Genomic DNA, 15294 nt, shown 5'->3' on the forward strand with positions numbered 1-15294 from the left:
TGCCGCTCTGACGCACGTGTAAAAAGACGGCAACAAGCCGCCCAGGAATAATTGACAAAATTAGTAAATTATAATACCCGCCGCGCTCGAAGGAGTTGCGGATGTTTTACGACCTGGCCAAATTGCGCGCGTTCGGCGCCCGTCCCTGCCTGATTGCGGCAGATGGAACCCAGCTGACCTATGCCGCTTTGGCAGATGCCGCGGAACAGTTTTCCCGCCAGCTGCCGCAGGACCGGCGGCTGATTGCGGTTGAGACGGCAGGCGATCCGCAAGCCATCACCGCCTATCTCGGCGCGCTGGCCGCAGGCCATGCCGTGATGCCGCTGCCCGCCGGGGATGAGGCCACCGCCGAAAGCCTGACAGACCGTTTCCGCCCTGCCGCCAGCTTCCGCTGCATCGGCGGCACCTGGCAGCTGCTGGACCATGCGCATGAGCCGGCCGGCATCCACCCGGACCTTGCCCTGCTGCTGCAAACCTCCGGCAGCACCGGCCACGGGCGCGGTGTGCGCCTGTCCGCCAATGCCGTGGGCAGCAACGCCAGTGCCATCGCGGAATACCTGGAGATCCAGCCCCAGGACCGCGCTGCGCTGATCCTGCCGCTGCACTATTCCTACGGCCTGTCGGTGCTGCACTCGCATCTGGCCGCCGGCGCCAGCCTCTGGCTCGCGCCCGGCTCAGTGCTGGAACCCGGTTTCGCCGCTGCGCTTGAGGCCTCCGGCGCCACCAGCCTAGCCGGTGTGCCGCATCACTTCCGGCTGCTGGACAGCGCGGGCCTGTCCCATGCGCTGCCGGAGACCATCAAGACCCTGACCGTAGCGGGCGGCGCGATGGAGGCAGAACAGGTCCGCAGCTGGGTCGCACGGATGCAGGCCCGGGCCGGGCGGTTCTTCGTCATGTACGGCCAGACCGAGGCCACCGCACGGATCAGCTACCTGCCGCCAGAACAGGCTTTGGAGCACCCCGGCGCCGCAGGCCGCGCCATCCCCGGCGGCCAGCTGCTGCTGCGCGATGCGGGCGGCAACGACATCACCGCGCCCGAAGGCGAGGGTGAGCTGGTCTACAAAGGCCCGAATGTGATGATGGGCTATGCCGAGGGCAGCGCCGATCTGGCCAAGGGTGCAGAGCTCAGCGAACTGGCTACCGGCGACCTGGCCCGGCGCGATGCCGATGGGCTGTACCATATCACCGGACGGCTGTCGCGCATGTCCAAGATTGCGGGCCTGCGCATCGGCCATGACGCCATCGAACGCGCACTGGCTGCCCAGGGGCATGAGGCCGCGGTCTGGGGTGATGACACCCGCATCTCCATCGCCATCAGCGGGCCGGAGGACGGCATCGCCGCGCTGGCTGCCAGGCTGACGGGCGTCGGCCAGCAGCATTTCACCGTGGTCGCGCGCAAATCCCTGCCGCGCCGCGCCAATGGCAAAATCGACTATCCGGCGCTCAAGGCGCAATCCGCCAAGCCTGCGCGCACCAAGGGCGTGCTGGCCGCCTATCAGGCCGCCTTTGCGCCGCAAACCGTGGGCCGCAATGACAGTTTCGCATCGCTCGGCGGCGATTCCCTGCGCCATGTGGAGCTGTCGCTGGCGCTGGACGAAGCACTGGGCGGCGCCCCGGCCGGCTGGGAAACCATGCCCATCAAGGAGCTGGAGACCACCGCCCCGGCCCGCGGAAGCAGCCTGCCGTTTGACCTGGTCGCGCGGGTGATTGCAATCCTCGCCGTGGTCATCGCCCATCAGACCCATTGGCCCACCTACGGCGGCGCCGCCGCAATGGTGATCCTGATGGGGATGAGCGTTGCCGGCTACCGCTGGGAGGCGCTGAGCGCGGGTGACATGCGCAGCTTTTTCAAACCCGTGGCCGCGGTACTGATCCCCTATTACCTGGTTCTGGCAGGTTATGCCGTGGCGTGGGAGCAGGTGCCCTGGGTCTCTGTCTTCCTGGCCGGGAATTTTGCCCTGACCACGCCGGAAACCCATCTGATGCTGCCCTATCTCTACTGGTTCGTGGAGGCCTATTGGCAGATCACCCTGCTGATCGCCCTGCCCTTTGCGCTGCCGCCGGTGCGGCGCTGGCTGGCACACCAGGGCGCCTATCGTGCGGGCCTGTGCCTGCTCGGGTTTGCCGTGGCTATCCGCCTGATTGCGCCGGAGGTCTGGAACATTGGCGGGCGCGCGCAGTTCACGGTGCCTTGGGTCCTTTACCTGTTCGCCATCGGCTGGTGCATCACCGCCGCCGGGGGGCTGCGCCAGCAGCTGGTGCTGCTGGGTGCCGCCTGCGTGATCATGCCCGCAGCCGCCTACCTCGGCGGCAACTGGTACGGCGGCTGGATCAAATACATGTGGCTCTTGGCGCTGATCGCCGGGCTGATCTTTGTCCAGCGGATGCCGCTTCCGCGCCCGGTTTCCCGCGCAGTCATGCGGCTGGCGCAGGCGGCCTTCCCGATCTACCTGCTGCACCGGCTCGTGCCGGAGATCCTGATGCCAATGATCGGGCTGGAGGGCCGCAGCGCGCTGGTCAACACCCTCGGCATCCTGGGCGGCATCGCCCTGGGGCTGGCGGTGGCCTCGGTTCAGCGGCAGCTGGTGCGGGCCTGGGCCAACGCCCGCGCCCGCCAGCCTGCACTGGCCGAAGTTTAAACCAGCGCCGCCACGGCTTTCGTGATCCGGCTCAGCGCCTCGCGCAGTTCCGCCTCGGACGTCGCATAGGAAATCCGGAAATAGGGCGAGATGCCGAAGGCGCGGCCCGGCACCACCGCCACATGGTGCTGGTCCAATAGGTGGGCGCAGAAATCCGCGTCCGTCTCCAGCACTGTGCTCTCCGGCGTGCGCTTTCCCAGCACGCCCGCGCAATTGGCGAATGTGTAGAACGCCCCTTCCGGCACCGGGCAGCTGATCCCCTCCATCCCGTTCAGCGCCTCCACCACCAGATCGCGCCGCGCCTGAAAGCTCGCCCGCCGCTCCGCCAGCACCTCCTGCGGTCCGTTCAAAGCCGCCACTGCCGCCGCCTGCGACACCGAAGACGGATGCGAGGTCGATTGCGACTGCACCACCTTCATTGCATCAATCAGCGCCTTCGGCCCGCCCGCATAACCCAGCCGCCAGCCGGTCATCGCATAGGCCTTGGAGACGCCGTTCACCGTCAGCACCCGGTCCTTCAGCCGCGGCTCCACCTGCGCAGGTGTGGCAAACTCAAAGCCGCCATAGGTGATGTGCTCATACATGTCATCACCCATCAGCCAGATGTCCGGGTATCGCAGCAACACTTCCATCAGCGGCTGGTAATCGCTGGCACTGTAGCCGGCCCCCGCCGGGTTCGACGGCGAATTCAGCAGCAGCCAGCGGGTGCGCGGCGTGATCGCCGCCTCCAGCTTCTCCACCGTCAGCCGGAAGCCGGTGCCGTCCCCGCAAGGCACCAGCACCGGCTCGCCGCCGGCAATGCGGATGATATCGGAATAAGACGTCCAATACGGCGTCGGCACGATCACCTCATCGCCGGGGTTGAGGCTGGCCATGAAGGCATCGAACAGGATTTCCTTGGCGCCGGTGCCGGCGATGATCTCGTCCAGCGCATAGTCCAGACCATTGTCGCGCTTGAACTTGGCCTGGATCGCCTGCCGCAGATCCAGCGTGCCGCCGAGCGGTGTGTATTTCGTCTCCCCCGCCCGCATCGCGGCGGCGGCGGCTTCCTTGATGTGCTCCGGTGTGTCGAAGTCCGGCTCCCCGGCGCCCAGGATGATCACCGGCGCGCCCTGGCGCTTCATCTCCGCCGCCTTGGCACCGATGGTCAGGATTTCAGAGACCCCGATCGGGTCAAGACGGGCGGCGCGGCGGAACTGGGCCATGGCGAAGGCTCCCTGCTGGTTATGGCACAGCCAGATTGAAACGAAAGCCGCTCTTGAAATACCAGCCGGTTTCGACGGCATCCATTCCTGTTCGTCATACCCGGCCTATCGGCCAGGTGGATGATCTCACTCCGGCCTGCTCCGCAACTGCTTGCGCATCCAGGCTTCCAGTTTCTGCACCGCCTCCGGCACAACCCCGTGCGGACGCACCAGGTAATAGCGCTTGCGCGACTCCAGCGCCGGCCCTGGGACCCGCATCAGATCGCCGCCCGTAATCTCCCGCGCCACCATGTCGTAAGGCACAATCGCCGCCCCCAGTCCCGCCGCAGCCGCCGCAATCACCATCGAGTGCTGATCGAAATAGCGCCCGTCCTGCCGCGGTGCGCCCGCCAGCCCTGCCCGCTCGAACCACTCCGCCCAGGAGCCCGCGCGGCTTTCCAGGTGCAACAGCGGCGCCTGCGCCAGATTGCCCGCCTGCTCCAGCTGATGCGCGGCAAAGAATCCGGGCGCGCAGACCGGCACCATTTCCTCGCCAAACAGCGGCGCCATATGGGTGCCGGGCCAGTTATCCAGCCCGTAATGCACCGCCAAGTCAAAGTTCTCGCGGGCAAAGTCAAACGGCTCCAGCCGGGTGGAGAAGCTCAGCTCCACATCCGGATGGCGGGCAAAAAAATCCGGCAGCCGCGGGATCAGCCAGAGGTTGGCGAATGCCGGCAGCACCGCAATCCGCAGGGCCGAGCGCCCGGCCCCGGCGGCGGCGGCCTTTTGCAGGGTCGCGCGAAGCCCGGCCAGATCCAGCTCCAGATCGGCCGCCAGCCCCTGCCCTGCCGGCGTCAGAACCACGCCGCGCCCGGCCCGCTGGAACAGGTCGAAGCCAAGGTCCGCCTCCAGTTCCTTCACCTTCTTGCTGACAGCGCTTTGGGTCAGACCCAGCTCCTCCCCCGCAGCGGTGAAGCTCTGGTGCCGCGCAGCGCTTTCGAAACAGCGCAGATGTGTCAGGCTCGGCAGGCGCATGTTACTTCTCCTCTAGCTGCGACAGCAGCCATTCGCGGAACTTGATCAGCGGATACTCCTCCGCCTGATCCGCAGGCCAGACCAGGAAATACTCGCCCAGGCTCACCGCCGCGCCCTCCATCGCCAGCGCCAGCCGCCCTTGCGCAATCTCATTCTCCGCCAGGAAGTCCGGCAGCAAGGCCACCCCCAGCCCATGCACCGCACCCTGCGTCATCGCCGACGACTGGTCAAACAGCATCCCCCGAAGCTTGGCCGCCGGCACATCATGCAAATGAAACCACTGCTCCCAGCAATCGGGATGGGTTTCCAGATGCAAAAGCGGATAGTCCAGCAGTGCCGCCGGGCTGGAAACCGGCCCCTCCATCAGCCCCGGCGCGCAGACTGGCAGCACATGTTTCGGCATCAGGGGCAGATACTCCACCCCCGGCCAGTCACGGGTGCCATAGTGGATCGCCGCCTGCGCAGAGCCGGTGTCAAAGCTGAACGGCAAGTTGTGGGTGTGCAGGTTCACCGTGATGCCGGGATGCGACGCGGCAAAATCCTTCAGCCGCGGCGCCAGCCAATGCAGGCCAAAGGACGGCAGGATTGACAGGGTGAAACTGCCGCCGTCGGGATTGGCGCGCAGCTTGACGGAGGCCTGCGCCAGCCGCGTCAGGATTGCGCGCGCCTCCTTGGCAAAGCCGGTGCCCGCCGGCGTCAGCTGCATCCGCATCTGGTCGCGGGCGATCAGGTCCACCCCCATCTGCTCCTCCAGCTGCTTCAGCTGGCGGCTGATGGCGCTTTGCGTCAGCGACAGGTCCTCCGCCGCCGCCGAGGCGCTGCCGAGCCGGTCAACCGCCTCCAGCGCCAGCAGCGACGGGATTGAGGGCAGGAAACGGCGCGGCGCAATCATATGATGATAACTCATGGGTGCAGGATTTACTTTCATTAGCAATCCGGCTCGCAAGGTGCAATTTCTATATCAGACCTATGCCCGGCGGGACATTCCGGGAGATCACCCTAAAGTTTTCCTCATGCCCTGCCCTCGCACCGAAAGGACGCTGATATGCCCCATTCCGACATCCTCGCCGCTGCCGGCCTGACCCAAGCCGAGCTGAACGGCGGCAGCCTGACCGTCACCACGCCGGTGGACGGCAGCGAAATCGCCCGCCTGAAAACCCACAGCACGGCCGAGGCCGAAGCGCAGATCGCCGCCGCCAAGGATGCCTTCAAATCCTGGCGCCTGGTCCCCGCCCCCCGCCGCGGCGAGCTGGTGCGGCTGCTGGGCGACGAATTGCGCCGCGAAAAGGAAAACCTGGGCCGCCTCGTAACCCTGGAATGCGGCAAGATCTATCAGGAGGGGCTGGGCGAAGTGCAGGAGATGATCGACATCTGCGACTTTGCGGTGGGTCTCTCGCGCCAGCTCTACGGCCTCACCATCGCCTCCGAACGTCCCGGCCACGCGATGCGCGAGAGCTGGCACCCGATGGGCACCTGCGGGATCATCACTGCCTTCAACTTCCCCGTCGCTCCCTGGTGCTGGAACGCGGCGCTGGCACTGGTCTGCGGCGATCCGGTGATCTGGAAACCGTCGGAGAAAACCCCGCTCACCGCCCTCGCCGTGCAGAAAATCTGCGAGCGCGCGATGGCCGCCTTTGGCGGGGACGCGCCCGAGGGCCTCATTCAGGTGCTGATCGGCGAGCGGGACCTGGGCGAGGCGCTGACCGCCTCCAGGGACGTTGCCATCATCTCCGCCACCGGCTCCGTGCCGATGGGCAAGGCGGTTGCGGGCGATATGTCCAAACGCCTGGGCCGCACCATTCTGGAACTGGGCGGCAACAACGCGATGATCGTGGCGCCCTCCGCCGATCTGGAAATGGCCCTGCGCGCCATCGTCTTCTCTGCCGTCGGCACCGCCGGCCAGCGCTGTACGTCGCTCCGCCGCCTGATCGTGCACGCGGACATCTATGACGCGCTGATCCCCCGCCTGATCAAGGCGTATGAGGGCCTGCCCATCGGCGACCCGCTGGCCGATGGCACCCTGGTCGGCCCGCTGATCGACGGCGCAGCGCTGGACGCAATGACCAGCGCGCTGGAGCGTGCGCAGGCAGAAGGCGGCACCGTGCACGGCGGAACCCGGGCGCTGGCGGACAGCTTTGCCAACGCCGCCTATGTGCATCCGGCCATCGCCGAGATGCCCGGTCAGACCGCCATCATGCACACCGAAACCTTCGCCCCGATCCTCTATGTGGTGAAATACACGGATCTCGACCAAGCCATTGAAATGCAGAACGAAGTGCCCCAGGGCCTCTCCTCCTGCATCTTCTCCACCGACGTGCGCGAAACCGAATATTTCCTCTCGGCAGCGGGCTCCGACTGCGGTATTGCCAATGTGAACATCGGCCCCTCCGGCGCTGAAATCGGCGGCGCTTTCGGGGGCGAGAAGGAGACGGGCGGCGGACGCGAAAGCGGCTCCGACGCCTGGAAAGGGTACATGCGCCGGCAGACCAACACCGTGAACTACTCACGCGCGCTGCCGCTTGCTCAGGGGATCAAGTTTGACATCTGATCTGGCGTCCTGCCTCTGGCACCAAACCTGCCAGGAAACCCCCGCCTTCCCGGACCTCACCGGGGAGGCAACGGCCGATCTGGTGGTGATCGGCGGCGGCTATACCGGCTGCGCGGCGGCACTGAAGGCTGCGGAACTGGGCGCCTCGGTCCGCCTGATCGAGGCCGGGGACATCGGCAGCGGCGGTTCGGGGCGCAACGTGGGGCTGGCAAACGCCGGCCTCTGGCTGCCGCCCGAAGACATCAACGCCGCACTGGGCACTGAGACCGGCAGCCGCCTGTCAGAGCTGCTGGCAGGCGCGCCGGACATGGTGTTCGCTCTGATCGAAAAACACGACATCCAATGCGAGCCGGAGCGCGGCGGCACCCTGCACTGCGCCCATGCGCCTGGCGGGATGAACGACCTGCGGCGCCGCCACGGCCAGCTCACCGCCATTGGCGCTCCAGTAAAACTTCTCTCCCGCGAAGACGCCATCCAGCGCACCGGATCCGAGGCCGTGCACGGCGCGCTGTTCGACCCGCGCGCGGGCACCATCCAGCCGCTGGCCTATGTCCGCGGCCTTGCCCGCGCCGCCGCCGCGGCGGGCGCCCAGCTGCACGCCCATTCCCCCGCCACAACCATCAGCCGTGAGGGCTCCGCCTGGCATGTGGCAACGCCCAAGGGCAGCCTCCGCGCCAAACACCTGATCATGGCCACAAACGCCTATGCCCGCGAGATCTCCGGCTACACCGCACCGCAGGTCATTCCGGTGCATTACTTCCAGGCGGCCACCGATCCGCTGCCCGGCCCGCTGCTGGACAAGATCCTGCCAATGAAGGAAGGCTGCTGGGACACCGCGCTGGTGATGTCGTCGTGGCGGCTGGATCAGGCCGGGCGGCTGGTGATCGGCGGCATGGGCGCGCTCAACCATTTCGGCAGCGCCCTGCACCGCAGCTGGCTGCCGCGCAAGCTGGCAGCGCTCTATCCTGAGCTGAAGGATGTGAAACTGCACAGCCACTGGCACGGCCGCATCGCCATGACCACCGAACACCTGCCCAAGATCCTGGACCTGCAGGGCGGCTATGCCTGTTTCGGCTACTCCGGCCGCGGTATCGGCCCCGGCACACTGTTCGGGACTGCCATGGCCGAGGCGCTGCTGAGCGGGGACAGCGCCTGCCTGCCAGTGCCGCCCGCCCCGGACCACAGCCTGCCATTCGCAGGCCTGCGCAGCGCCTATTACGAGACCGGCGCCACGCTCACTCACCTCATCAGCAATAGATGAAAGAAAAGGCGGACCCAAAGCCCGCCTCCCTGTTACTCGCAGCCGGCAATCGCCGCGCCGATGTCCTGCAACAGCGCCGGATAGAACTGCGGTCCCGGCTCCAGCCCTGCCCCCAGCGGATCCAGCACCGCGGTGCCTGCCCCGGTGCCGTCCAGAACTGTGGCAACCAGACCCGGATTGAACTGCGGCTCCGAGAACACGCAGGCCACCTCCAGCTCCGCCACCACCTCGCGCACTTCGGCAATCCGCGCCGGGCTGGGTTTCACCGCATCGCTCAGCGAGATCGCCCCGGCCGCACTGAGGCCAAAGCCCTGCTCGAAATACTGATAGGCATCGTGGAACACAATGAACGGCTTGGCCCGGAACGGCTCCAGCGTGGCCGAAACGCTTGCCACGGTCTCCGCGATTTCCTGCTTGCCCGCCTCGGCATTGGCCCTGTAGGCCGCCGCATTGTCCGGGTCATGCTCCGCCAGCTCCTCTGCGATCACATCCAGCCACAGTTGTGCATTGGCCGGCAGAAGCCAGGCATGCGGGTCGGCACCCTCATGGTGGTGCCCCTCGGCGTGGTCTTCGTGGCCCGCCTCTCCATGTGACTCGTGGCCGTGCCCTTCATGCGAGGCATGATCATCGTGATCGCCGTGCCCGTCGGCATGTTCCTCGTGATTATGACCTTCGTGATCCGCATGACCGTCATGGCCTTCCGTGTGCGCGTCATGGCCGTGACCGTCATGATCACCGTGACCGTCATGGCCCGCGTGATCATCATGCTCCTCATCATGGGCATGCGCTTCGAACCGGGCGCCCTCGCGGAATGGCAGAACCGTGGTGCCCGTGGCCTCCAGCAGTTCCACCCGGTGCGCATCACCGGCCAGTTCCTCCAGCGGGCCTTCCAGCCAGGGGGTCAGCGCCTCGCCCAGCCAGAACACAACATCCGCCTGATCCAGTGCCCGCGCTTCCGACGGGCGCATCGCATAGCCATGCGGCGAGGCCCCGGGCGGAACCACCAGAGCAGGCTCACCCAGCCCCTGCATCACCCGCGCCACCAGCCCATGCACCGGCGCAATATCCGCCGCCGCACGCGGCACATCTGCCCAGGCAGCGCCCGCCCCCGCCAGCAAAGCCACCGCTGCCGCACCGCTCCTCAAAACGCCAGATTTCCGCATGTTGCGCCCCATGTAATCTTATAACATCACGCGACTTGATAAACGTCATAACATAACATATCAAGAGGCAAATCCGCCGCCGCGCTAAAGGACACCGTTCATGGACTCCATCGGCTTTGCCCCACACGACCACAGCAGCTGCATCCAGGACGGGATCGCCGCCGTGGATGCCCAGTGCCGGGCCGAAGGCCTGCAATTCACCCCGGTCCGGCGCCGGGTGCTGGAAATACTCCTGCAGGAGCACCGCGCGCTGGGGGCTTATGAAATCCTCGACCGGCTGCGCGAAGAGGGGCTCGGCTCGCAGCCGCCGGTTGCCTACAGGGCCTTGGATTTCCTGGTGAAAAACGGCTTTGCGCATAAGATCGAGCGTCTCAATGCTTTCATCGCCTGCACCCATCCGGGCGAAAGCCACGCGCCGGTCTTCCTGATCTGCCGCGCCTGCGACGCAGTTGCCGAAGCGCAGCGCGAACCCACACAGGGCCAGCTTGGCGAGGCCGCCCGCGACGCCGGTTTTGTGATCGAGCGCGCGGTGATCGAGGCCGAGGGCCTATGTCCGAAATGCCAGGAGAAACCCGCCGCATGAGCAGCCTGATCTCCCTCGACGGCCTCACGGTGGCGCATGGCGGCAACACGGTGCTGTCCGGCGTCAGCCTGTCGATTGCTGCCGGCGAGATCGTCACCGTGGTCGGCCCCAACGGCTCCGGCAAGTCCACTCTCTTGCGCAGCGTGATCGGGGCGCAGAAGCCTGCGCGCGGCACTATCCGGCGCGCGCCAGGGCTGCGCATCGGCTATGTGCCGCAAAAGCTGCACATCGACCCCACCCTGCCGCTGACCGTGCGGCGCTTCCTAAGCCTGCCGGATCGGGTATCTGACACCCGTGCCGCGGAGGCATTGGAGCAGGCCGGCGCCGGAAATCTGGCAGCGCGGCAGATGTCCGGCCTGTCCGGCGGCCAGTTCCAGCGGGTGCTGCTGGCCCGCGCCTTGCTGTGCAATCCGCAGCTGCTGATCCTTGATGAGGCCACCCAAGGTCTGGACCAGCCCGGCTCGGCGGCCTTTTACCAGCGCATCGAGAAGGTCCGCCAGGACCTTGGCTGCGCGGTGCTGATGGTCAGCCACGAATTGCATGTGGTGATGGCGGCCTCCGACCGGGTGATCTGCCTCAACGGCCATGTCTGCTGCGAAGGCGCGCCGGAGCATGTCGCCTCCGCCCCGGAATACCGGGCGCTGTTTGGCACCGGCACCCAGGGCGCGCTGGCGCTCTACCGGCATGAACACAACCACAGCCACGACCACGGCTGCGCCCACGAGCACGGCCATGGGCACGGGAAAGGGTACCCGCATGAGGCCGCCGAATGACGCTGCTTGACGACTTCCTGATCCGTGCCGCGCTGGCGGGCATCGGCGTAGCGCTGGCCGCCGCGCCCTTGGGCTGTTTTGTGGTCTGGCGCCGGATGGCCTATTTCGGCGATGCCACCGCGCATGCCTCGATCCTCGGCGTGGCGCTGGCGCTCAGCTTTGATGTGTCGGTCTTTGCCGGGGTTCTGGCGACCGCCTTGGCAATGGCTACCACGGTGTCGGCACTCGCAGGGCGCGGCTACGCGATGGACACGCTGCTGGGTGTGCTGGCGCACTCCTCGCTTGCCTTCGGCCTGGTCGCGGTCTCCTTCCTGCAAGGGGTGCGGATCGACCTGATGGCCTACCTCTTCGGGGACATCCTCGCGGTGGGCCGGGCCGACCTCGCGGTGATCTGGGGCGGCGCGGTGCTGGTACTGGCGCTTCTGTGGTGGCGCTGGTCAGCGCTGCTGACCGCCACCCTGAACCCGGACCTGGCCCATGCCGCCGGTATTGATCCCCGGCGCGAGCAGATGGTGCTGACGATTGCGCTAGCGCTGGTAGTGGCAGTGGCGATCAAAGTGGTCGGCGTGCTGCTGATTGCCGCTATGCTGCTGATCCCGGCCGCCGCCGCCCGCCCCTTTGCAGCGACACCTGAACGCATGGCGGTTATTGCCGGTCTGCTGGGGATGCTGGCGGCCACCGGCGGACTGCAGCTAGCGTTTGTGCTGGACACGCCCGCAGGCCCCAGCATCGTCTGCCTCGCTGCCGGGCTGTTCGCCGCCTCCAGCCTGGCCGGACTGCTGTTGCAGCGCCGCCGCAGCTAGGCCCTGCCCCCCGAACGACCCGGCATCCGCCCTGCCGCAGGCTTCCTGCAAACCTTCCGCCTGCCTGCAGCAGCGCGGTTCAGCTGCCGGTGCGCTGCAGGTCCGGGGTGCCGGTCCATTTGCCGATCGCGTCGGTCAGGGCTTTCTTGTTGATTGGCTTGCTCAGGAAATCGTCCATGCCGGCCTGCAGGCATTTTTCGCGATGCGCCTGCAGCGCATTTGCAGTCAGTGCCACGATCGGGCATTTCCTGCCCCCGCCCGCGGCCTCGATCCGGCGCATCTGGGCGGTGGCTTCGAGCCCGTCCATCTCCGGCATCATCATGTCCATCAGAACGATATCAGGCCGTTCGGAACGGAACTGCGCAACCGCCTCAAGACCGTTCTTGGCAATTGTGATGTCCAGCGGAGCATCTTTCAGCATCTTGGTCACCACCAGCTGATTGGTGCGGTTGTCCTCGGCAAGCAGCAGCTTCAGGCGGCGTTCCGGCTGACCCGGCCCGGCTTTGCGGCCGGGCCCGGGGTCCGCACTGCGGGCGGCCGGCAGGCTCAGAACCCGCTCAAGCACCTGCCGCAGCTGCACCGACCGCACTGGTTTCAGCGCGAACTCGCAGGCGCCGATTGCTTCGCAGTCGGCACGGCTCAGCGCGTGCTCAACGGACGACAGAATGATCAGCGGCACTCCCTCAAAGCCCGGCATCGACCGGATCCTCGCCGCAAGGGCGCGCCCGTCCATGGCCGGCATCTGGTAGTCAAGAATGACCAAGTCGAACCGGCGCCCGTCCAGCTGCGCATCGGCCAGGATTTCCAGCCCCTCATGCGCAGATGCCGCCAGAGTGCAGGACATTCCCCAGGCACTCAGCCGTTCCGACAGGATCACCCGGTTCAGCTCCAGATCGTCCACCAGCAAGCCCTGCAGCCCGGCAAGATTCTGTGGGCTTCCCGCCGGGGCCGCTTCCGCCCGGCTGCCAGCCCGCAGCGGCACGCGGATTGTAAACACTGAGCCTTTGCCAGGCTCAGAATCCACCTCCACCGCCCCGCCCATCAGCGCAAGCAGCTGAGAGGAGATCGCCAGCCCCAAACCGGTGCCCTCAAAGTTCCGGGTGGCGGCGTTGTCAGCCTGTTCGAAGGCCCGGAAGATCTTGCCGACACGGGCCGGCTCGATGCCAATGCCGGTATCGCGCACCTGCACTTGCAGCATGTGGCAGCCCGTGTCCTGCAGCTGCCCGGTCACCTCGATGTAGACATACCCCTCGCTGGTGAACTTGACGGCATTGCCCGCCACATTGGTAATCACCTGCCGGATCCGGCCGGCGTCTCCCTCAAAGACTTCGGGCAAGGCCGGATCATAGCGCATGGTGATCTCGACCCCTTTCTCCGCCGCCTTTGGCGACAGCAGGGTGACCACGTCTTCAACCGCAGTCTGCAGATTGAAGGACTCGATACTGAATTCGACCTTGCCAGCCTCGATCTTGGAGAAGTTCAGGATATCGTTGATGATTGTCAGAAGCGCGGAGCCGGACTTGGCAATGGTCTCTGCATACATTTGCTGGTCTTCGTTCAGCTCAGTTTCCTGCAGCAGTTCCGCCATGCCGATGACTCCGTTCATCGGCGTGCGGATCTCATGGCTCATATTGGCGAGAAATTCCGACTTCGCACGGTTGGCAATATCCGCGGACTCGCGGGCCTGCTCCAGCGCGAACTCTCTTTCGTCGCGTTCGGCAAAGGTTTCCTCCAGCACCCCGACCGAGAAATCCAGTGCCCGGAACTCGCGCGACGCATACCACGGCAGTTTGTCAGCCGGGCTGCGCAGGCCGGAAATCGCATCCGACATCCGCTTGTGGATCATCTGCAGCGGCCGCAGGGCCAGGCCATGCACCAGCAGCAGCACCAGGAAGGACAGAACCAGTACCGGCACCACTGTCCAAAGGATGATCTGGCGCACCGACGAGGCCACCAGCGCCTCACCTTCCTGGGTCGACCACTCGACAACCATTGTGCCGAAAACCGCGCCTTCCAGCTCGATCGGGCGCTCATACATGACCCGGCCGCCGTCCGGTGGCGCACCGGCAGCTTCAGCGGAGGCCAGCAGCTTGCCTGCCGGGCTGCGGATCTGAATGGAAACGATCTGCGGTTTGCGGGTGACGGCTTCGATCAGGCCGGTTTCCAGAACCGGCACATCCTCGACAATGATCGATTCCAGCATAAGGCCGCTCAGCAGCGAGACGGTGAGGTCCGCCTGCTCCGCCAGCTGTTCTTCCAGCCTTTGCGCCTCCTGGCGCTGCGCCAGATCGCCGACCACAAAGCCGACCGCCGAAGCCGCCAGCAGCAGCGACAGCACGATCTGGAAAAGGATGCTTGTCCGTTTCATTCAATCAACGCGGTGCTCTAAAAGGCCAGGCTGCGCTCCATCGCCCGGCGGATAATGTCATAATCCTGATCGTCACCCAGCAGGAAGCCGTTCTTCGAAATCCGGCGCACGATCTCCTCGTTTTCCGAGGACAGCATCACGTTGCGCATCGCTTCCAGCACGTCGGCCGGCATCTCCGGCGACGCCAGCCAGGGCTTGGTCACATTGTCAAAAGACGCCAGAACCCGGATCGGAACCCCTTTGGCCGCCAGCTTCTTGTATGTGCTTTCCTTCAAGGCACCCGCTGTGTACTTGCCCGCGCCTACGGCCTCGCCCACCAGGTCATGGCGGCCGAGATAGGCAAATTCCAGCAGATCGCCGCTGCTGATGCCGGCGTCCAGCAGATATTCCTGAGCCAAGTAGCGGCCGATGGTCGACAGCTCGTCGCCAAAAGCGAAACTGAGGCCGGCCAGTTCTTCGACCGACTGCACCGTGCTGTCGCTGTGAACCACGATGACGCCCTTGAACCGCTTCTGGCCGTTCTGCGATTCCATTGCGATGATCCGGACGTCCGGGTTTTCCTTCATCACATGCACATAAGATGCCGGGCCGAACCTTGAGAAGTCCACCTCGCCGCTGGCCAGCTGGCGGATGCCTTCCTCGTATTCCTTGGCGATCTTCAGCCGGATCGTGACCGGTTCTCCCAGCTCCTCGCTCATCCGCTTGGCCAGGAAAGACAGGAAAGGCTGGTATTTTTTGACCGTTGCGGTTGGTTTATCCGCCGCATACGTGCCGAAAATCAAATCCGTCCCGGCCATGGAAACACCGGGCAGAAATGCCGCAAGCCAAGCCGTCAGAATCGCGCCAGGGACGGCACGCCTCAGCCCCGTCCCGAAAATTGCAATGATACCAATGGTCCACTTTAACAGTTTCACGAGTCTAGCCTCCTGACTGACAT

The 15294-nt window shown here is 65.8% G+C and carries 12 protein-coding genes; 6 read left to right on the forward strand and 6 right to left on the reverse strand.

The genetic code is table 11. From position 1 onward, the window contains the following. The first annotated feature begins 101 nt into the window (after nt 1-101). A complete protein-coding gene (locus tag RA26_RS21035; protein WP_039187243.1) occupies nt 102-2639 on the forward strand; it encodes an AMP-binding protein in 2538 nt (845 codons plus the stop codon). On the opposite strand, the gene RA26_RS21040 is transcribed toward RA26_RS21035, so the two are convergent. The 3 genes from RA26_RS21040 to RA26_RS21050 all read right to left on the reverse strand — a co-directional run bounded on the left by RA26_RS21040 (nt 2636) and on the right by RA26_RS21050 (nt 5765). Then, nucleotides 2636-3844, reverse strand: a complete 1209-nt coding sequence (locus tag RA26_RS21040) for a pyridoxal phosphate-dependent aminotransferase (RefSeq protein ID WP_039187245.1) — start codon at nt 3842-3844, stop codon at nt 2636-2638. The genes RA26_RS21035 and RA26_RS21040 overlap by 4 nt on opposite strands. A 126-nt stretch (nt 3845-3970) precedes the next feature. Next, nucleotides 3971-4858, reverse strand: coding sequence for a LysR substrate-binding domain-containing protein (locus RA26_RS21045; RefSeq protein WP_039187248.1), 888 nt, complete (start codon nt 4856-4858; stop codon nt 3971-3973). A 1-nt stretch (nt 4859) separates the two neighbouring features. Continuing rightward, nucleotides 4860-5765 (reverse strand): LysR substrate-binding domain-containing protein, encoded by a 906-nt coding sequence (locus RA26_RS21050; protein WP_082015904.1) that lies wholly within the window; start codon nt 5763-5765, stop codon nt 4860-4862. A 138-nt stretch (nt 5766-5903) separates the two neighbouring features. Between RA26_RS21050 and amaB the strand changes: the two genes are divergently transcribed. Together amaB and RA26_RS21060 are read left to right on the forward strand one after the other, a co-directional pair. Next, complete coding sequence (amaB, locus tag RA26_RS21055; RefSeq protein ID WP_039187251.1) at nt 5904-7406, forward strand: L-piperidine-6-carboxylate dehydrogenase; 1503 nt, start codon at nt 5904-5906, stop codon at nt 7404-7406. After that, complete coding sequence (locus RA26_RS21060; protein ID WP_039187253.1) at nt 7396-8667, forward strand: NAD(P)/FAD-dependent oxidoreductase; 1272 nt, start codon at nt 7396-7398, stop codon at nt 8665-8667. The genes amaB and RA26_RS21060 overlap by 11 nt, the downstream gene beginning before the upstream one ends. A 32-nt stretch (nt 8668-8699) precedes the next feature. On the opposite strand, the gene RA26_RS21065 is transcribed toward RA26_RS21060, so the two are convergent. Further along, nucleotides 8700-9830: a zinc ABC transporter substrate-binding protein gene (locus RA26_RS21065; RefSeq protein WP_052272523.1), complete on the reverse strand. Its 1131-nt coding sequence runs from the start codon at nt 9828-9830 to the stop codon at nt 8700-8702. 100 nt (nt 9831-9930) lie between these two features. Here RA26_RS21065 and RA26_RS21070 point away from each other — a divergent pair, with 100 nt between their 5' ends. The 3 genes from RA26_RS21070 to RA26_RS21080 are packed head-to-tail and all read left to right on the forward strand — an operon-like array spanning nt 9931 to nt 11989. Then, nucleotides 9931-10413, forward strand: coding sequence for a Fur family transcriptional regulator (locus RA26_RS21070; RefSeq protein WP_039187258.1), 483 nt, complete (start codon nt 9931-9933; stop codon nt 10411-10413). Continuing rightward, nucleotides 10410-11186 (forward strand): ATP-binding cassette domain-containing protein, encoded by a 777-nt coding sequence (locus RA26_RS21075; RefSeq protein ID WP_039187262.1) that lies wholly within the window; start codon nt 10410-10412, stop codon nt 11184-11186. Before RA26_RS21070 ends, RA26_RS21075 begins: the two co-directional genes overlap by 4 nt. After that, nucleotides 11183-11989: a metal ABC transporter permease gene (locus tag RA26_RS21080; RefSeq protein ID WP_039187264.1), complete on the forward strand. Its 807-nt coding sequence runs from the start codon at nt 11183-11185 to the stop codon at nt 11987-11989. Before RA26_RS21075 ends, RA26_RS21080 begins: the two co-directional genes overlap by 4 nt. 79 nt (nt 11990-12068) lie before the next feature. Here the strand turns inward: RA26_RS21080 and RA26_RS21085 are convergent, their stop codons facing one another. Together RA26_RS21085 and RA26_RS21090 are read right to left on the reverse strand one after the other, a co-directional pair. Continuing rightward, complete coding sequence (locus tag RA26_RS21085; RefSeq protein ID WP_039187267.1) at nt 12069-14357, reverse strand: response regulator; 2289 nt, start codon at nt 14355-14357, stop codon at nt 12069-12071. 17 nt (nt 14358-14374) lie between these two features. Further along, nucleotides 14375-15271 carry a PhnD/SsuA/transferrin family substrate-binding protein gene (locus RA26_RS21090; protein ID WP_039187270.1) on the reverse strand — a complete coding sequence of 299 codons (897 nt, stop codon included), beginning with the start codon at nt 15269-15271 and terminating at the stop codon, nt 14375-14377. Nucleotides 15272-15294 lie beyond the last annotated feature (23 nt).

The sequence above is a fragment of the Leisingera sp. ANG-M7 genome (genome assembly GCF_000813965.1).
Classification (GTDB): domain Bacteria; phylum Pseudomonadota; class Alphaproteobacteria; order Rhodobacterales; family Rhodobacteraceae; genus Leisingera.